The sequence below is a fragment of the Pseudoalteromonas ostreae genome (assembly GCF_018069805.1).
GTDB lineage: Bacteria > Pseudomonadota > Gammaproteobacteria > Enterobacterales > Alteromonadaceae > Pseudoalteromonas > Pseudoalteromonas ostreae.
In genome coordinates this window covers 1-17,284 of sequence record NZ_JAGPYN010000043.1, presented here as the reverse complement: position 1 = coordinate 17,284, position 17,284 = coordinate 1, and the positions used below count along the sequence as shown (strand labels likewise).

19 protein-coding genes and 2 pseudogenes are annotated in these 17,284 nt (G+C 40.1%); 8 read left to right on the top strand and 13 right to left on the bottom strand.

Translation table 11 applies throughout. The annotated features are described in order from the left end of the window. The 4 genes and pseudogenes from J7338_RS20225 to J7338_RS20210 form a co-directional block, all read left to right on the top strand. Window positions 1–403, top strand: a pseudogene (locus J7338_RS20225) (IS21 family transposase); the annotation flags it as partial. 11 nt (window positions 404–414) lie between these two features. Next, window positions 415–1,170: an IS21-like element helper ATPase IstB gene (gene istB / locus J7338_RS20220; RefSeq protein ID WP_210798773.1), complete on the top strand. Its 756-nt coding sequence runs from the start codon at window positions 415–417 to the stop codon at window positions 1,168–1,170. Between the two features lie 148 nt (window positions 1,171–1,318). Continuing rightward, a complete protein-coding gene (locus tag J7338_RS20215; protein ID WP_210798772.1) occupies window positions 1,319–1,603 on the top strand; it encodes a hypothetical protein in 285 nt (94 codons plus the stop codon). A gap of 191 nt (window positions 1,604–1,794) precedes the next feature. After that, window positions 1,795–2,079, top strand: coding sequence for a hypothetical protein (locus tag J7338_RS20210; protein WP_210798771.1), 285 nt, complete (start codon window positions 1,795–1,797; stop codon window positions 2,077–2,079). 711 nt (window positions 2,080–2,790) lie between these two features. Here J7338_RS20210 and ribF read toward each other — a convergent pair. The 8 genes from ribF to J7338_RS20170 form a co-directional block, all read right to left on the bottom strand. Then, complete coding sequence (gene ribF, locus J7338_RS20205) at window positions 2,791–3,723, bottom strand: bifunctional riboflavin kinase/FAD synthetase (protein ID WP_182798314.1); 933 nt, start codon at window positions 3,721–3,723, stop codon at window positions 2,791–2,793. A gap of 24 nt (window positions 3,724–3,747) precedes the next feature. Further along, the gene (gene ribH / locus J7338_RS20200; RefSeq protein WP_182798313.1) at window positions 3,748–4,227 is read right to left on the bottom strand and encodes a 6,7-dimethyl-8-ribityllumazine synthase; all 480 of its coding nucleotides are present in this window, start codon (window positions 4,225–4,227) and stop codon (window positions 3,748–3,750) included. A gap of 42 nt (window positions 4,228–4,269) precedes the next feature. Next, complete coding sequence (gene ribBA / locus J7338_RS20195; protein WP_182798312.1) at window positions 4,270–5,409, bottom strand: bifunctional 3,4-dihydroxy-2-butanone-4-phosphate synthase/GTP cyclohydrolase II; 1,140 nt, start codon at window positions 5,407–5,409, stop codon at window positions 4,270–4,272. A 33-nt stretch (window positions 5,410–5,442) separates the two neighbouring features. Then, a complete protein-coding gene (locus J7338_RS20190; protein ID WP_210798770.1) occupies window positions 5,443–6,099 on the bottom strand; it encodes a riboflavin synthase in 657 nt (218 codons plus the stop codon). Window positions 6,100–6,181: 82 nt separating this feature from the next. Beyond that, window positions 6,182–7,027 (bottom strand): hypothetical protein, encoded by an 846-nt coding sequence (locus J7338_RS20185; RefSeq protein ID WP_182798310.1) that lies wholly within the window; start codon window positions 7,025–7,027, stop codon window positions 6,182–6,184. A gap of 1 nt (window position 7,028) precedes the next feature. Next, window positions 7,029–7,688, bottom strand: a complete 660-nt coding sequence (locus J7338_RS20180) for a 3'-5' exonuclease family protein (protein ID WP_210798767.1) — start codon at window positions 7,686–7,688, stop codon at window positions 7,029–7,031. A 40-nt stretch (window positions 7,689–7,728) separates the two neighbouring features. Further along, window positions 7,729–8,730 carry an asparagine synthetase A gene (locus J7338_RS20175; protein ID WP_182798308.1) on the bottom strand — a complete coding sequence of 334 codons (1,002 nt, stop codon included), beginning with the start codon at window positions 8,728–8,730 and terminating at the stop codon, window positions 7,729–7,731. 1 nt (window position 8,731) lies between these two features. Then, window positions 8,732–9,634, bottom strand: coding sequence for an HIT family protein (locus J7338_RS20170; RefSeq protein ID WP_024608732.1), 903 nt, complete (start codon window positions 9,632–9,634; stop codon window positions 8,732–8,734). Window positions 9,635–10,201: 567 nt separating this feature from the next. Between J7338_RS20170 and ribA the strand changes: the two genes are divergently transcribed. Beyond that, the gene (gene ribA, locus J7338_RS20165) at window positions 10,202–10,786 is read left to right on the top strand and encodes a GTP cyclohydrolase II (RefSeq protein WP_182798307.1); all 585 of its coding nucleotides are present in this window, start codon (window positions 10,202–10,204) and stop codon (window positions 10,784–10,786) included. 44 nt (window positions 10,787–10,830) lie between these two features. Further along, window positions 10,831–11,865 (top strand): FAD:protein FMN transferase, encoded by a 1,035-nt coding sequence (locus J7338_RS20160; RefSeq protein WP_024608730.1) that lies wholly within the window; start codon window positions 10,831–10,833, stop codon window positions 11,863–11,865. A gap of 26 nt (window positions 11,866–11,891) precedes the next feature. On the opposite strand, the gene J7338_RS20155 is transcribed toward J7338_RS20160, so the two are convergent. The 3 genes and pseudogenes from J7338_RS20155 to J7338_RS20145 all read right to left on the bottom strand — a co-directional run. Then, window positions 11,892–13,667 (bottom strand): alpha/beta hydrolase family protein, encoded by a 1,776-nt coding sequence (locus J7338_RS20155; protein ID WP_024608729.1) that lies wholly within the window; start codon window positions 13,665–13,667, stop codon window positions 11,892–11,894. Beyond that, window positions 13,657–15,000: an MATE family efflux transporter gene (locus tag J7338_RS20150; protein ID WP_182798304.1), complete on the bottom strand. Its 1,344-nt coding sequence runs from the start codon at window positions 14,998–15,000 to the stop codon at window positions 13,657–13,659. The genes J7338_RS20155 and J7338_RS20150 overlap by 11 nt, the downstream gene beginning before the upstream one ends. A gap of 298 nt (window positions 15,001–15,298) precedes the next feature. Further along, window positions 15,299–15,408 (bottom strand): annotated as a pseudogene (locus J7338_RS20145) (IS3 family transposase); the annotation flags it as partial. Between the two features lie 23 nt (window positions 15,409–15,431). On the opposite strand from J7338_RS20145, the gene J7338_RS20140 reads away from it, so the two are divergent. Continuing rightward, complete coding sequence (locus J7338_RS20140) at window positions 15,432–15,734, top strand: hypothetical protein (RefSeq protein WP_182798303.1); 303 nt, start codon at window positions 15,432–15,434, stop codon at window positions 15,732–15,734. Between the two features lie 118 nt (window positions 15,735–15,852). After that, the gene (locus J7338_RS20135) at window positions 15,853–16,089 is read left to right on the top strand and encodes a hypothetical protein (protein WP_024608726.1); all 237 of its coding nucleotides are present in this window, start codon (window positions 15,853–15,855) and stop codon (window positions 16,087–16,089) included. Window positions 16,090–16,149: 60 nt separating this feature from the next. On the opposite strand, the gene J7338_RS20130 is transcribed toward J7338_RS20135, so the two are convergent. After that, entirely contained in the window at window positions 16,150–16,443 is a 294-nt protein-coding gene (locus J7338_RS20130; RefSeq protein WP_210798765.1) for a hypothetical protein, read from the bottom strand. 107 nt (window positions 16,444–16,550) lie between these two features. Further along, window positions 16,551–17,114: a hypothetical protein gene (locus J7338_RS20125; RefSeq protein ID WP_182758965.1), complete on the bottom strand. Its 564-nt coding sequence runs from the start codon at window positions 17,112–17,114 to the stop codon at window positions 16,551–16,553. Window positions 17,115–17,284: the final 170 nt, after the last annotated feature.

The window sequence follows — 17,284 nt, the reverse complement described above, 5'->3', positions numbered from 1 at the left end:
GCATCCTCGCTCACATCGTTTAGGTGGGCATACAACACAGTCTCATCATATGCCTCTGGCGCATCAAAAACAGCATGAGCAGTCATCGATAAATTTACGCTCATGGGCATTAAGTATCGGGGAGTATACCCACCAAGTTATTGAATTACAGCTCAGTGGACGACGTCACCCCGAGCACGCTTATCGCGTCTGTTTAGGGGTGTTGAGTTTAGCTAAAATCTATTCAAAAGAGCGGCTTGAGCAAGCGTGCTATCGCGCCATCGTGATGAATACGACAACACTCAAATCAATTAAGCAGATGCTGAAAAAAGGGTTGGATCAACAACCGTTACCCACACAGCAAACCGAGCCAGAAAAGCCAATTACACATAGCAACATACGTGGCACAGATTATTACCATTAAGGAATGCAAACATGATAGACACCATTAACCAGCAACTTCAACTACTCAAGTTATCGGGTATAAAGCAAGCACTCAAGCAGCAGCTTGAACAGCCAAATCTATATCAAGAACAAAGCTTTATAGAGCGCGTCAGTTTATTGCTCACTCATGAAATTGATACGCGTGAGCAAAGAAAAATCGACCGGCTAGTCCGACACGCTAAATTCCGCTTACCGGCTCAGTTAAATCAACTGATTTACTCACCAACACGTAATATAGAAAAAGCACAGATACGTAACTTAAGCCAAAATAGCTGGCTAAACTTACATCAAAATATCTTAATCACTGGGGCAACAGGCTGTGGAAAAACCTACCTTGCGTGTGCCTTAGGACATGAGCACTGTCTACAAGGAAAAAGTGTTTACTATATTCGATTAAAAGAACTACTCGAAAGCCTGTTTCTAGCACAAGCAGATGGTAGTTACCGGAAATTACTGACGAAGTTAATAAAGTATGATCTATTGATCTTAGACGACTGGGGGCTTGAACCACTGAGTGCACAGCAACGAGGTGACTTACTCGAATTAATCGATGCGCGGTATGGGTATAAATCACACATAATTATAAGTCAGCTCCCGCAGGAAAACTGGCATGAGATGATTGGAGAATCAACCCATGCTGACGCCATTTTAGATAGGCTAATTCATGGTTCGATTAAGTTGAACTTAAAAGGAGAATCGATACGAAAACAACTAAATAAATTGACTGATGATGATCAGTTAAGCTAATTTAAAAACGGCTCTACAAAATGATAAATCAGGTGATCAAAGCTGATGAGAATCGGTGATCAAAGTCATGAGAATACGCAAACGTGGTTTTGGGACAAACTTAATCAGAACTGTATTTTGTTTTTAATATGGGAAATCAGGTGGAATCATGGATCCATTAACAAAACTTAATGAATTTCATAAGCAAGATGACGAACTGTTACTTGCAAATATAAACCATGAGCTACTTTCTGGCGCATTTGGAATTAGCCGAATCCAGAGGTATAACCAAGCCGCGCATTTAGTCGATAGATCAATTGAAAACGGCATTCTTGTACGCCCTGACGACTATCCACACATGATTCGTAGTTTTTACTGCGACCGAGCAACTATCAAAAGTACAGCGGAAAGTTGCAGAACAAGCTATAAGCGATGCGGGCGCTCTTTGCGTTAAATATATGACCGAATGCGCGTCAGAATCAGAAGCTTTGGATTTTGCACGCCAAAACCCTTATTCTTCTAATTTTGCGTGAATATCCATAAAAAACGATATACGATGTCTATGGCAGTTATAGTGGCTATCAGCGTTTTTGTGGCAGCCCTTTCTACAATTTTTAAATGATATCGGAAAAAGGAAAAATAAATATGGCAAAAAAATCTGTAAAAGAGTTTGCAGTAGATATTTTCGAGACGTATGTTGAAGTTTCAATTTCAACTGAAAATGTTAAACCTCATAAATATCGTATTTATCCTGATGAAAGGCAAGGCTCTGATATTAATAGAATAGCTTCACATCTAAATAGCGGTTTGGAAATGGCCAAGTCCTCATTTAAAAAGATAGGCATTAGTGACTATCAAGAACGTCGGTATGTTTTTATCCAGTTACCTAATGACACTCATTCTAGTCAGTATACAGCTGATAAACTTTAAATATTGGAGAGTATTTATCGTGCTTCTCATTGTTTGTTTAGCGATAGTGACTTTTGGTTACTTGGAGTGCAATTAGAAAACGAGGATATTCTCAATAACCTCAGCGTCCGCCCGGTGGATATGTGAAGCTCGTGAAGGTGTACCGTGCAATGTTGCTATCAACCGGATAATCTGAATATCCATTTTTATTAGGATTTAAAATACGATAGCGCATCACAGGCATATGCGACTACAGCGGACTAAACACCTCATTTACATATACATATAAATCATCAGAAATTGGCGAAAATGGTGTTTTACCAGACTCGATTGTAGAAAGCGTATTTTATGGTGCTCACAAGCCATGTGAAGGCTGGTCTATATTTTTGAAAAATGAAATCAAAGCTGCTTTAAAGAGTGGCGGCTATTTATAGTTGGAATTTGGAGTAATTTATGGCGAACGAAGAAATTAAAGACAAAAATACAAAATCAAATTATGAAAATGACAATGATAATTTCTTTCTTAGAAATACCCACTTATTGATTGCAATGATTTGGATGCTACATCACGATTAAATGGTGCTGCGCCAACTAAAGATGTAAACTTTTAGGAGCTGCAATGATAAAGCTAATTCAAATCTGCTTTGATGTAATAAAAAACCAAACAAAATACCAATCTGAGTTAGCATAAAATTTGGCTTACGAGTACTTTGAAAAGATAGTATCTACGTATCACAATGCTGAATTAATAAACCACTCTCTTGCATGTTGAGCGTCTATCTCAATTTGCTTTTTTAGCTGCTCATAGTCATCGAATTTATGCTCATCTCGTAATTTTTCCAGCACTTCGACTTCAATATGTAGCCCGTAAATATCAGCCTGAAAGTTTAATAAATGAACTTCAAGGACATGCACATCACCATCCATTGTTGGCCGTTTGCCAATGTTAGCAATTCCATTAACAGGGTTATCTTTGGCACCATTAACACGCACGACAAAAACGCCTTTAAGCGGAGGGCATGCTCGTTTCAACGGAATATTGGCCGTTGGGAAGCCGATTGTTCTGCCTAGCTTGTTGCCATGACTGACTCGCCCTAAAATACTAAATGGCCTACCTAGCATAGTGTGAGCGGCTTTTAAATCACCTTGATTGAGCGCGTCTCGAATGGCCGTGCTACTGACCCGGAGTTGTTCTTGAACAAAACTCTGAGTGTTCGAGACACTAAATCCTAACTCTTTACCTGCTTTTTGAAGTAACGCATAACCGCCTTCTCGATCGCGGCCAAATTGAAAGTCGTCACCGACTATCAGGTGTTTTACGCCTAATTTTTCGTGAAGTAGGTTAATAAAGTCATCTGCACTGAGGTTGGCAAACTTTTCATTGAAGTTTACACACACCATTCGATCCAATTTTTGCAATTTCAAATGGGTGTATTTCTCTCTAATGGAGCAAAGCCGAGCAGGTGCTTTATGCTTCATAAACAGCTCTTTGGGCTGAGGTTCAAATACCATCACCACAGCTGGAAGAGCGTATTTTTCGCTTAACGAGTTCACTTGAGCCAGTACTTCTTTGTGGCCCAAGTGAACACCATCAAAATTGCCGATAGTTAGAACACAACCATGGTGTTCGGTACTTATATTATGTAAACCTTGAACTAATTCCATAGGTATTCGATACCGCTGCTTTTGTTATGCTAACTGGCTATTTAGCGCGTCCATTACGCTAACCATTTCAAGCGCACCCAATGCAGCTTCTGCACCTTTGTTACCCATCTTTGTTCCGGCGCGCTCGATAGCTTGCTCAATGCTTTCGGTCGTTAGTACGCCAAATGCAACAGGAACTTGGTGATCAAGAGATACTTGCGCTAAGCCTTTGTTTGACTCATTAGCTACAAGGTCAAAGTGAGGCGTACCACCACGGATGATGACGCCAAGAGCAATGATTGCGTCAAACTTCTGTGTGCTCGCTACTTTTTTAGCACATAATGGTAGCTCTACGGCACCTGGTACTTTGATGACTGTGATATCACTTTCGCTAACACCACCTGTGCGTACTAATTCATCCATCGCACCTTCAAGTAACTTACTACCAATAAAATCATTAAATCTTGAAATGATAATGGCGTACTTCTTACCTGGTGTATATTTGTTTCCTTCAATGATGTTCATTCTGTAATCTCTATAAAAATAAAATTGCGTTAAGTGGTTTAATTAAATTGCGACAGCTTCAGCCATAGCGTTTACTAAAGCTTTAGGCTCAAGGTATTCGATCACTTCAAGCTTATAGCCAGACAATGCCGGATACTTACGTTTGCGACCCATGAGTTTGAGTTTTTCAACGCCAAGGTCGGCTAAGATCTGTGAACCAAGTCCAGTATGCTTTGCTCGACTTGCCGCAGGCACTGTGAGCTCAGTTTTCAGTACATCATGACCTTGTAAAAGAGAAGCTAATTGCTCTGTGCTGTCTTCACCATTGATCAAGACTAAAACCCCACCTTCTTGACCTATTTTTTTCATGGCGTTTTGCACTGACCAACTGTCATTATTCTCAGTTGTTTGTGCAATTAAGCCTTGCAGTGTGTTTTGTAAATGCACCCTGACTAAAGTTGGTGTATTACTGTCTAAATCGCCTTTAATGAGGGCATAGTGAAGGTGATTTTCAATAGTGTCTTTATAAGTAACTAGATTGAAGTCTCCAAACTGAGTTGGGAAATGACATTGTGCAACACGTTTTATGCTAGATTCATTTAAGTTGCGGTATTCAATGAGGTCCGCAATTGTGCCAATCTTCAAGTCGTGTTTTTTAGCGAATATTTCCAAATCTGGGCGTCTTGCCATCGTGCCATCTTCATTGAGTATTTCAACGATTACGGCGCTTGGCTCTAAACCAGCTAGGCGTGCAAAATCGCAACCTGCTTCGGTATGGCCTGCACGTACTATCACACCACCATTTTGTGCGCGTAGTGGAAAGATGTGACCCGGTTGTACTATATCTGTAGGCTTAGCGTCTTTTGCGACAGCCGCTTGTACTGTACGCGCACGATCTGCAGCTGAAATACCCGTGCTCACTCCCTCTGCGGCTTCAATTGAAACCGTGAAGTTAGTGGCAAAATGCGCACCATTTTGCTGTACCATCATTGGCAGGTTCAACTGCTCGCAGCGTTCTGCTGTCATTGTTTGACAAATCAACCCACGGCCATAAGTTGCCATGAAATTGATGATTTCGGGTGTAATAAACTCTGAAGCAACAATTAAATCGCCTTCATTTTCTCTGTCCTCGTCATCCATGATAATGACCATTTTACCAGCGGCAATATCACTTATAATTTCTTCTGTGGTGTTCATTTTCATTTGAAAAATGCCTCTTATTTGGTAGCTGTTGTGCTATTGGACAAATCCTGCACTTTTTAAAAGTGCCATTGATAGGTCTGATGCTGGCGCTTGTTCAGTCGAAGGGCTCAGTAAACGTTCTAAGTAGCGGGCGATTTGATCAACTTCTAGGTTCACCAAACTGCCAACTTGAAAGTCAGCTATTGTTGTATGAGCAATCGTGTGTGGCACAATCGTCAGTTTGAATTGTTGAGCATTGATCTCGTTTACAGTGAGACTAATGCCGTCAATACATACAGAGCCTTTCAAAGGAATATATTTAGCTAACTCTATAGGTGCACTTAGCCAGTACTCAGTCGTTCTGGCATTAGGGACAATACGTGTTACTTGTGCAATACCATCTACGTGTCCTGATACTAAGTGCCCTCCAAGCCTAGTGCTGATTGTGAGAGCTTTTTCAAGATTCAGCTTTTGTCCAATAGAATATCGGTCAAACCCAGTTAAAGAGAGGGTTTCTGGGGATATATCGGCACTGTAACCATGATTAAATAGTTCAGTGACGGTAAGGCAAACACCATTGGTTGCGATACTATCTCCAAGCTTTACATCTGATAGATCGAGTATACCGCTGTTAATTTTTACGGATAAATCACCAGTTACTTTAGTGACTTCCATTAAGTAACCTGTTGCCTCTACAATGCCTGTAAACATCTTATTTCCCGTACTAATGTCCCTATTAAAGTGAGTGACGCAAGTTCATTTCCACTTATATATTAAAAATTAAAATCAAGATTTACCTGAGGTGTTTAGCGAAATGATTGCTGATCTGTTCATTAATTATTTCGAGTAGTTGTGCATCATGAACAACGGGCGTCGATTGTATGAACTGACCCCAATAATACTCAAACATGTTTGATAGCTGCGTGAGACTATCCAGCATAGCTTCTTTAGTTAAGCTATTTGGGTAGGTTTTGAACAGCTGTGTTAGGGTGTCGCTTGGTAGCAATTGCTCGATTCGTCTATGCCCATCAAAAGGCTCCAGATCAAAGTGCTTTCGAATAATCACGAGTAACGCATTTTCTCGGCTAAAATCAATCGAGCGCGCCGCTTGGAACAATTCGCCTCTAGCAATTTTGCAATAGATAAACCATTGCCAAGCACAGAACTTTCGGTGAATAAACTCGAAGTCTGCGCTTTGAGGTGTTTCTTTTTCTTGAGACTCAAAAATGTTTGTGTGCTCTTTTAAGGCAAGAAACTTTTCAGGTAATGCTTGGGGTTGTTGTTGTAGGCAAATGATTTCGACGTCAAGTTTAATCATTTCACCATCAACAACTAAATAAAACACTAAAAGGTTGGGCATATTGATATGTTCGGCTCTGAACCATGTCAGTACCTGAGTGAACCCTTCAATATAATCGACAAATGTGTTTTGTACATGACCCAAAAGGCTGGCATCCGGTACGTTAATATACAGATCAATATCTGACAATGCATCAACTTCACCTGTTACCAAGCTTCCTTTCACTGCAAAGTCTAGCTGTAGTCCTTCATAGTCAAACTCGAGACAATGTTTGAACGTTTTGCTCAACGCTGGATAATCAGATAACTGCTGTAAGACTGTTTTAGAATGTGTTTTCATATTACTTAGATCTTCCACGGGTCGCATCTATGCTGGTAATGCGACCATATAGTTCAGCTTGCTTAGGCTCCACATCAAGCAACCCAGGGTTACCTGCTGCAATAATATTCCTAACCCAACGCCAAGATTGTAGACCCATGATCGCGTCTTCACCTGCATCATGCCTCTTCGGCCAACGAGCATCTTCACACTTAATGTTGAATGTTGCTGCAAACTTTGTCATTTTTTTCCACACATAACCGTTTGGTCTAACACCTTGATACGGCATTGTATCGCCAAGGGTATACATGATGCTATTTAGCTCAACCGAGTGGTGGTGTAAGTACTCAAAAAACTTTGGGAGTGTTTTTTTGATAAAAGGTTTATCAAAAGCAGCGACTTCCCAGCCAACGGGGACAATCGAATGCTTGGCAACTCCTTTTGATTCAAGCCATTGGACGAGTTGCTCATCAACTTCTTCGGCGGAGTGCCCTTCTTTTACTTGTTCTTTAGTCACACCAATCACTTCAAGTGATTCAGGATCATATGCAAATGACTCCCAACCGATGCGAGAACAGAAGATTTCCGTTTCAGAAAGGGCTAAGCCAATTTGGATCAACTCATGCTCTTCAACACGCGAGCCGGTCATTTCTCCATCCATACCAGCAAAAATAAGACTCATAAATTTTCCCTTTTTACTCTTAAGGTGAGCTTTCGCTCACTTATGGCTCAGTACGCGCATCATTGAAACGTGCCAAAATTTGCATGTCACGAATATCGTCGTGGCTAAGTACCCACATTAAGAAACGCTCTACACCCATGCCAAAACCTGATGTTTTTAATGGCGACTTACGTTTCATTTCAACATACCAGCGGTAATCTTCTGCTGGCACTTCGTGTAGCTCTAGTGCATCGATGGTTTCTTCAGCGGTCTGGTGACGCTCACCCAAGCCAACGATCTCGCCTAAACCGAAGAGTAAATCTGCACATGCCGCCGATTTTTTAGTTTCATCAGCATAGGCTTGATAGAATGGCACAGAAAGGTGGTCATAATGTGTGATCCATACAAAGCCGCCGAAGTGCTTGATCATTTCTCGCTCACCTGCATGAGAAATCGTTCTCCAGCCACCTTCATGGTGTTCGATGTATTCTGGATTGTTTTCCAGGATTTCTGCTGCTTCATCGAAAGTGACGCGAGGCAGGTTACCTTCATGGTTTGCTAGTTGTTCTAGGTGGCTGCTAGAACCTGAATAACCGTTAATTTGCTCACCAAACTGCTCTAATATACCTTTTGCTAAGTGCTTGATATAGTTCTCAGCCATCTCAATGGTTGCATTTAAATCGCGAGGTACTTCTATTTCACTGTGATAGAACTGACATAAATGACGCTTAGTTGCGTTCTCACCACGGAATGATGGCATTACGTAGTAGCTACCTGAATCAAAGAAACGACAGCCATACTCAAGCATAAATTGCATTGAGTCTGCTAAATACGTTTCGATACCAAATAGATCAATTTTTACTGGTAGTGAGTCACTACCCAGTCCCATAGGGCTTGAAACTGCATTTGTTGTTATGGGTAAATGCAACGTTTTTAAAGATTGAGAGTCCCAATAGCGGTAAGTTTCTACCGAAATATAGCTTTGTAGCTCGGCAAGTAATTTATACCAAGGGTTGTCTAATAAGTGTAAGAATCTATCTTTATCTAGCCAATTTCCATGCATGTTACGGCTCCAGGTGCTTAATAATGTGTTGAGTCCAAGATTGTCTGTGCTCTAAAGGTGTTTGAGTCAGCTCAGAGCGAGGCTGATACTTGTATTCGATATCTTCGAAATAAGGCGTGATCTCTACAACCAAATGGTCAAAGAATTGATCTGCTTCAGTACCCGTCTCCCACCAAACGCTCAGGCCAATAGGGTCATATGCTTTTTCAGTTGCGCGCGCGAGCTTTCTTACGTGCAACATCAAGTCATTACTTTCTTCTACAGATAGTTCTAAGTAATTGGATACTTGACGTTTTGGTAAGATTACAATCGCCCCTTTCACACGACTATATTCCGCCGTAACGGCATAGAAATGCTCACTTTCACTGATTAAAACGCCATCTTCTTTTAAGCGGGTCATCGGTGATGTGAATTCTTCCATTTTTGCGTCAGGCGTGGTGAATTTCGGTTGATACTCAACTAAATCAGGTGCTGCACTTTTAATTCGTTCAGCGTTTTGACGAAGTTCATCTACCGCTATCCAGGGAATGTCGATACTTGGTGCGAAAGAGTATTCTTTGCTGTTAAAGCGAGTTTGGATTTGGAAGTGCATGTGACAAACGGACTGTCCAGCTCGAATCCCAGCATTACAGAAAGAATGTATCGCGTCAGGACCGTATGCTGAGTACACGGATTTTGCTGTTTTTTGCAATATCTCCATGACATCTAGGGATTCTGCGGGCGTCAGGTCTGATATTTGCTCCACATGACGTTTAGGTGTAACTAGGACGGCTCCTGTGCTGCGCCTATTTACTGCCATAAACGAAATAGCGTGTTCACTCTCGAATACAATAGCACTGGGTATCCGGCCTGTATTACATTCACAAAATGGGCAGGGAAACCGTTCTGGTTTTTCATAGGCCATTAGTGAACCCTCCTTATTTGAACGTTGCAAAGCAAGCTAATTTCCTTTGCTTGCTCGTTTAAAAAATTTATAAAAACAAAATAATTAACAACCTATGTTATTTTGTTAATCGCAATAATATATGTGGCATTTTAAGGCCAGTTCATATATTTCTTATTTAAAATAAGGGATTGTAAAACATTGCGGGTATGGAATTTAAAATATTTGATATGGTTTGTAAATAGTAAAAAGTTGTATTGTTACGATATTTTACTCATTTTTAAATTGTATTCCATTTTGATTGATTTTAAATATTATGAAAGATATATTGTCGCGGCTGCTCTCAATTAGAGCTTTCACACAACTACTTTATTAGTCGTGCATTTCTCAATGAGTGTGGTAAATAGTAAATTTATTAGTCTAACATTTCGCATTTTTATTCAGGGGTTGTTAGGGTTTTTAATTTTTCTTGGACTCATTTTTTTACTTGGATGTAAATGAATATATAGCCATAATACGGCATTCGCATTATGTGGTTTATTGTAAGGAATACTTACCCATCCATGATTTAATTTGGAGCTTTTGGTTTTGTCTTTTTGTTATGTCGCGTCAACAAAGTTACCCACTCGCTGGGGAGAATTTACTCTGCATGGATTTAAAGATATCAATAATGATCAAGAACATGTATCGATTTCTATGGGAGATTTGAGTAGTGAGGGGCCTGTTTTGGCAAGGATTCACTCTGAGTGTCTGACTGGAGACGCTTTATTTAGTTTGAGGTGTGATTGTGGCCTTCAACTAGAATCCGCATTAGAGCTAATTGCGCAGGAAAAACGAGGGGTTATATTCTATTTACGTCAAGAGGGACGTGGAATAGGGCTACTAAATAAAATAAAGGCATATGATTTACAGGATAATGGCGCTGATACTGTTGAAGCAAACTTAAAGTTAGGTTTTGATGCTGATCAAAGAGATTATTCAATATTAAAATTTATGTGTGACCATTTTAATATTTCTGAATTAAGGCTGATGACAAATAATCCAGCTAAACTCAAGGCGATTGAAGAGCTAGGTATTAATTTGTCGGAACGAGTGCCACATAAAATTGCAGCTTGCACACATAATAGTAATTATTTATCCGTAAAAAGAGATAAGATGGGTCATATCATTTAAAAGCTTGGCTTTAATAATGAGCCATTTATCTAAGGAGAGTTGCAATGAGTCAATTTAAGCATATATACGCTATTTTTATCGCACTAATTTTTGTGAATTTGCTTTCGGCGTGTTCACCTGCACAAGAGAAGAAGTTTCAATTGACAGGTACAACAATGGGGACTTCTTATCATATCACCTTTAAAGCAATGTCAGATGCAGTTGAGGTAGAACATATTCAGATAAAAGTCGATAAAGCGCTGCTTGGTGTTAATGAAATTGCCTCGACTTATATGGAAGACTCCGAGTTGTCATTGTTCAATGCTAAAAAATCAACTCTTCCCATTGCAGCCTCCGACGAGTTTCGCGAAATGCTATCCGAAGCCATTCGCCTAGAAAGCTTCACTAATGGCTATCTTGATGTCACGATTGGATCATTAGTTAACCTGTGGGGCTTTGGCCCTGCTAACCGTCCAGAAACAACGCCCACCGATGAAATGATAGCGCAAGCAAGAGATAAATTTGGCATCCGCTTTTTGTCGATAGAGGGAACAACGGTTAGCAAAGCAAATCCAGATATATACCTCGATTTATCTACGCTGGCCAAAGGATATGGGGTGGATGTTGTTGCCGACTTACTTGATAGTAAAGGTATCCATGACTACTTGGTGGAAATTGGTGGCGAAATTCGCACTAAAGGGACCTCTTTAGAAAATAAAAACTGGGTCATTGCGGTGGAAAAGCCCGTGTCTGAGACGCGTGCTATTCAGCGTGTTATTACGCCCAAAGATAATGCGATTGCAACAGCTGGTGATTATCGAAACTTCTACGAAGAAAATAATGTGCGTTACTCTCATCTGATTGACCCTAAAACAGGACGTCCTATAACACATAGAATGGTTTCGACTTCTGTAATCTCACCATCTTGCATGGTTGCAGATGGTTTATCGACAGCCTTTATGATTATGGGGTTGGATAAGGCAATGAACTTAGCGAATGAACATAATATAGCAGCTTTATTTATTACAAAGAACTTAGATGGCACCTTCTCAGAGCATCACTCTGAAGCATTCACTCCCTATTTAAAGTCTCAAAGTTAAAAAATAATAGAGCTTAGAGTAGATAGTTAATTAATTATCCACTCTAAGCTATTTGTCCATATTGACTTTAATTCAGATGGTTTATTTACACGATGTTTCATTCCTTCAATGAATAATGATCTATGGGTAATCTTATTTTTAAATGCATATTCACTGAGTTGTTGAGCACATTGAATGGGCACTCGAAAATCATTTGTTCCATGGATAATGAGCATGTCTGGTTTATGAGTGGGCGGTGAATTGATAACCGATGCTTCTAATCGGGCAGTGTTACTCGGTAAATAATCACTGACGAAGTCAGGAATATCGGTAACTGCCTGGTAAGTATGCCAATCACTGATTGCCGCTCCAATAATTACTTTAGTGAATGCGTTGCTGTGACACCCTGTATACGCACAAATGTATCCACCTTGGCTCCAGCCTATACCTATTACCTGTTTTAAGTCGATAGCATACTGTTTATGCAAAGCTTTGATACCAGAGCAAATATCTTGCATATCTAGGCGGCCTAGATGGTCCACATTTATCTGTGCGAATGCTTGCCCTTGACCAATAGAACCACGGTAATTCGGTTCAAAAATCACATATCCAGCAGCTAAAAGAGGCAAATAGGGGGCATACCAGTGGTGATCGCTGAATAATTGCAATTCAGAAAAGTCTTTCGGGCCCCCATGAATAATCACTGCTACAGGAGCTTGCGCCAGATTTGACTGGTTTTTGCTGAAACGCAGTACGCCTTGCAACGATAAGCCGTCTTCAGAGCACCAATTGAATCCTTTAGCTAGGCCAAAATCAAGGCCTGTGAGTTGCGTATGATTACCCGAAACATTGATCACTTTTTGCTTATTGAGATTAAAGCAAAAGACATCGGGGAAATGTTTGGCACTTTGACCTATGAAAACAAGCGCGTTATCTGTTAGTTCTGCATCTATTCTGCTACTGAGCCCATTGATATCGAGCAATGTGATATGGTGTTTATCGAGCCACCCTAACTTTGCTGTGAGTCCATCGACAAAACGAATCAGCAACCCATTTGTCGTGTGGCCAATGATCTCAGTGTCTCTGTCTATATGCTCACTTAAACAGGACGCCTGATCATGCGTGATTTCCCAGGTATCTTTTTGAGCATAGCGAGCATTATTGTTACAGCCTTGAGCATACACTTTTTGCCCGCACTCACTGATAGCTTTTGCAATGAGCTGATGTGCAGGCGGCGAGTGAATTGGTATAAGGGTTAAGCCATGTTGCTCTGTGAGTTCAACCCTTGCGATAAGTGAAGGGTTGGATGCCTGTTTTAGCGTGACAACAGCATGCAGTGCAGAGGGTTTGCTTGAGACAATATTGATTATTCGAGCCTGACTTTTAAGGGTATAGTCGGGTTTATCTAAGTAGCTTTTTGTAACTACCTTGTATTCTAACTGTGTATTGTTAGTACATGTATAAAGGACACCTGAGCGAAAGGGAGTAAACATGGACACGTGTTTATGGCTGAGCAATATAGGGTTACTTTCAGCCCCTGAAGTATGAATAAGATAGAGCAGATAACTGCCATCAAATCGACCATCGTCCCATAAAATAACTAATCTTGTGTCATCTAGAAAGTGTAATTGACGAATATCACCATGGTCAACGATTTGTTGTTGTTCTAAAGTATCGGTGTTGTAACACCAACAACATCGATCAAACTGGTTTTTTTCTAGGTTTGATACCAATTGGGTATAGGCTATTACTTTCCCGCTTGGCGCGATCGCGACCCGGTCGGGCCGCTTTAATGCCAATAGTTTATTTACATCAGGAAACACGTTGTGGTGCAACCAAATGAGTTGTCAGTGCTTGAGTTTGTATCTTTTTAATCACGATGAATGACACAAGCCCACAAAGGATGTTAGCTATGAGGATTGCCCACATAATGCCTACTACACCACCAAAGTGGTTGCCAATGAGGACCGCAGGAATACAAAACAGCCACATTCTGAGCATACTAAGATGTAGTCCCAGCATGGGTTTTCCTAATGGGTAACCGCATGAAGATACGATGATTTGCGTAGCTAAACCAGTTAAGCTAATAGGGATAATGTATAAGTACCAAATGCTATATTCCACTACTTGGGCATCATCGCTGATCAAGTGCCCCAAAGGTTTTGCAAGTAGCATCAACACAACCGCATTGACTCCTCCCCAAATTAGGCAGAATTTTAAACCGTAATTGATGGCGCCATTGACTCGATCCGTCGCAGAATGACTCAGGTTCTTGCCTATGAAAGGGCCAATGACGGTCGACAGACCCGTAATAAAAATCATCGTTAATGACTCAATTCTGGCGCCGACACCGAATGCTGCTACCGCTTCAGAACCATGCTTGGCGACTATCATGGTCACAATGCCCATAGACAAAGGTGTTAAAATTCGAGATGCGCCTGCAGGCATAGCTATTTTTAAAACGCGTTGCCAGATTGAAAGTACATCTTGTAGCGTATTGAAAGATAGCGTAAGCAAATCTAGTTTATAGTGCAAATAGCGAATCGCAATGAGTGTGGATATCAGCCTTGCAATCATTGAAGCCCAAGCTGCGCCTGCTATACCCATGCCTTCAATTGGACCAAGCCCAAATATCAATATAGGATCAATGATTAAGTTGAGTATGCTGGAGAATAACATTAACGTTGCAGGGAATTTGGCATTACCAAGGCCCCTAATAGCGCTGTTACCTACTATGGGCAACACCATCAGCGGCATACTCAGATACCAAATAAACATGTATTTGTGTACTTGATCGAGCACATTGCCTGATGCACCTAGTAACGAAAATACGGGGTCAATCGTCGCAGCGCCTAACAAGCCAAACAGCGTTGAAAATATCAACGACAGCCAGATTGAATACGTACATATTTTTTGCTTGTTTTGATGCTCACTTTCCGCTGAGATGACCACGGATAGCCCGATACCTAAACCAATTGTTAAGCTACTTAAGCTAAATATAATGGCTGGAGTAAAAGAAATAGCAGCGAGTTCACCCACCCCTAACTGGGCAATAAATAAGGTATCGACGAGGTTGAAGCCAATGACAGAAAGCATTCCTATCGCGGTAGAAAATGCCATTGAATTAAGCTGACTAGATATTTTGTTATCTAGCATGGGGTTATTTTCAGTTTTAATAACACGTTCCTTCGTTAGTGTGATCGAACTATTTTTAAGTACCTAGCTAATAATTATTTAAATTATTTTTAGTATTTAATATTCTTTCTGCAAATCTGCGGGCTTCAAGTTTATTCACTGATAGTCAATGCGTACTCAAAACATGATAAATTAGATAGTGCACTCTATATTATTTTTAGCTTGTAAGTACAAGCAAATGCAAAGTTATTATGACAACATTATGTGCTTAAGCAAATTATTCAGTGCTATATATCGGATGCTGTGGCGACTGTTCTGGTCAACTCAAACTGGACACTTTAAATTGGTTATTTTCAAACTTCACAGGCGATAACTCATTATTCGCTGAATGTAGACGCCTAAGTTGTAATATTTGATGTACGCAGCCACTTCTTCCTCCAAAAATACTACCTTTGGTTAATTTTAGTGATAAAAATTATCAATTTAAAGCAATAAAAGTTAATATTTTTGAGTTGGGTGAAGAAAGAACCAATTGGGATGGTGACACTTTTCAAGAAGTTATTAATAAAAAAGCCTTGTTGAATATTATGCAAGCTAATGAGGGTAATGGCGCCTATCTATATTATCCAAATGTGAAAGACTTAGCTTCGATGTTTAGCATCCTCCGTGAACTAGAACTTAAGTTGTGTGTTCATGCTGATAAACTGGATGATGGTTACGAATTTGAAGACAAAACCACTTTGAAGATGACTTAAAAGTCGCTGAAAAGTGGAAATTTACAGGAAATAAGTTGATTTTTTTGGGTGAGCGTTCTCACTGCGAAGAGCCAATTGCAATAGTTAAATAACGTATTGGAATAACAGGAGAAGGGTTATGAGTAATGAGAATCAGATTATTGCCGAAGTAGCTAAATTCAGTGATTTAAATGCTGCATTTAAAGCAGTAGAAGCGAATATTGTTGAGCTGGGTGAAGAAAGAGCAAGTTGGGGTGGTGACACCTCTGAAGAAGCTGTTATCAAAAACAAAAGGCTTGTTGAATATTATAACAACCAACGGTTGAAGTTGATCGAGCTTGAGCCGTCATTAGCCGCATCTTCAGTTATAAATTAATACGTTGGAAAAAGTAGGGAATAGCGGCTATCAAATTACAGCCGCTATTGAATGGGAGATCTATTCTTTCACTGCGAATATTTGAGATAACATATCTGCGGCATCAGAATAAGCTGTTGGTAATTCTTGTCCACCATGGTTGTCTTCAAGTAATGTTTGTTCATCCGAAGATTTGAACATTTCCACAACAGTCATCAAGTCATCGTAGATACGTCCTACTACTTGTTGTGTACCATCTTCCTCGTCGTCATATCGAGCGAGTAAGCGAGAGATATCGAAAGGATGTTTATAAACATCACCTTCTTTGATTTTTTCTTGGGCGAATAACTCTTTGTTTCCAATCCAAGCTTTCACTTTGAGTACCATTAGACACATATGATGAACAGTATTCACTGTATCAATGGATATGACTTCGAGGGGTGGAAATTGCTAGAATGAAAAGACACTTGAATGCGTCATTATTACTTCACGTGTAAACGCTCGCCTAAGTAATATAGTCCACACAATGTAACTACAATAAGTTGCCAGAGGCTAAAAAGCATGACAACTACATAAACAGCCATAACGCTATTGTACTGCTCAAACAATGGAGATAATTTATTCAACATCGTGATTACAATGCTTTCAGCAGTTAAAAAAGCAAACATTGAACTTAAAAAATGCCTTCTTGTAAGGTGCTGCTTCTTAGTATCTTTTTCTCTATTCTCGTTGATAATATTAATATAAACGTATGGACGTTCAGAAGAAGTGCCATCAAGCCCCTCATCCAGTAGATTGTTTTGTAAGGCTACTACTGCAGCTAAAGCGGCTATGTAAAAACCAGGTAGATTTGAGATAAACCCAACGATCCCGTTAATAACAGAGTCATTGGTTTTCGAATAGCTAGCAATATCTGAACTACAAATCAAAATAATCGTTAGAACAGTCAGCAGAACTGGTAAAAGCCAGTCATACAAATACTTTCCTTTAATACCTCTTATAAAGAGAAATCCAAAAGGTCTACTGACTTGCTCAAATAACATCATGCTGTTTCAGTCTCAATTATTTTATCGAAAATTTCATCGTGTACCTCATCATATGAATCCTTTAATGGTACATTGAAATTCTCTAACAAACTTTTTCTCACCATAGCCTTCTCTAACCCCTCAACTCTAATATCTTGAAGGTCAAACGTAGCAGTTCTTTGCCCTGAGTC

Excerpts from the sequence above, each read along its gene's own strand:
- J7338_RS20185 (WP_182798310.1), bottom strand. The coding sequence starts at position 7,027 with ATGAAAACACATTCTAAAACAGTCTTACAGCAGTTATCTGATTATCCA.
- J7338_RS20180 (WP_210798767.1), bottom strand. The coding sequence starts at position 7,688 with ATGAGTCTTATTTTTGCTGGTATGGATGGAGAAATGACCGGCTCGCGT.
- J7338_RS20210 (WP_210798771.1), top strand. The coding sequence starts at position 1,795 with ATGGCAAAAAAATCTGTAAAAGAGTTTGCAGTAGATATTTTCGAGACG.
- J7338_RS20150 (WP_182798304.1), bottom strand. The coding sequence starts at position 15,000 with ATGCTAGATAACAAAATATCTAGTCAGCTTAATTCAATGGCATTTTCT.
- istB (WP_210798773.1), top strand. The coding sequence starts at position 415 with ATGATAGACACCATTAACCAGCAACTTCAACTACTCAAGTTATCGGGT.
- J7338_RS20215 (WP_210798772.1), top strand. The coding sequence starts at position 1,319 with ATGGATCCATTAACAAAACTTAATGAATTTCATAAGCAAGATGACGAA.
- J7338_RS20190 (WP_210798770.1), bottom strand. The coding sequence starts at position 6,099 with ATGTTTACAGGCATTGTAGAGGCAACAGGTTACTTAATGGAAGTCACT.
- J7338_RS20175 (WP_182798308.1), bottom strand. The coding sequence starts at position 8,730 with ATGCATGGAAATTGGCTAGATAAAGATAGATTCTTACACTTATTAGAC.
- ribH (WP_182798313.1), bottom strand. The coding sequence starts at position 4,227 with ATGAACATCATTGAAGGAAACAAATATACACCAGGTAAGAAGTACGCC.
- ribBA (WP_182798312.1), bottom strand. The coding sequence starts at position 5,409 with ATGAAAATGAACACCACAGAAGAAATTATAAGTGATATTGCCGCTGGT.
- J7338_RS20160 (WP_024608730.1), top strand. The coding sequence starts at position 10,831 with ATGAGTCAATTTAAGCATATATACGCTATTTTTATCGCACTAATTTTT.
- ribF (WP_182798314.1), bottom strand. The coding sequence starts at position 3,723 with ATGGAATTAGTTCAAGGTTTACATAATATAAGTACCGAACACCATGGT.
- J7338_RS20125 (WP_182758965.1), bottom strand. The coding sequence starts at position 17,114 with ATGATGTTATTTGAGCAAGTCAGTAGACCTTTTGGATTTCTCTTTATA.
- J7338_RS20170 (WP_024608732.1), bottom strand. The coding sequence starts at position 9,634 with ATGGCCTATGAAAAACCAGAACGGTTTCCCTGCCCATTTTGTGAATGT.
- J7338_RS20135 (WP_024608726.1), top strand. The coding sequence starts at position 15,853 with ATGAGTAATGAGAATCAGATTATTGCCGAAGTAGCTAAATTCAGTGAT.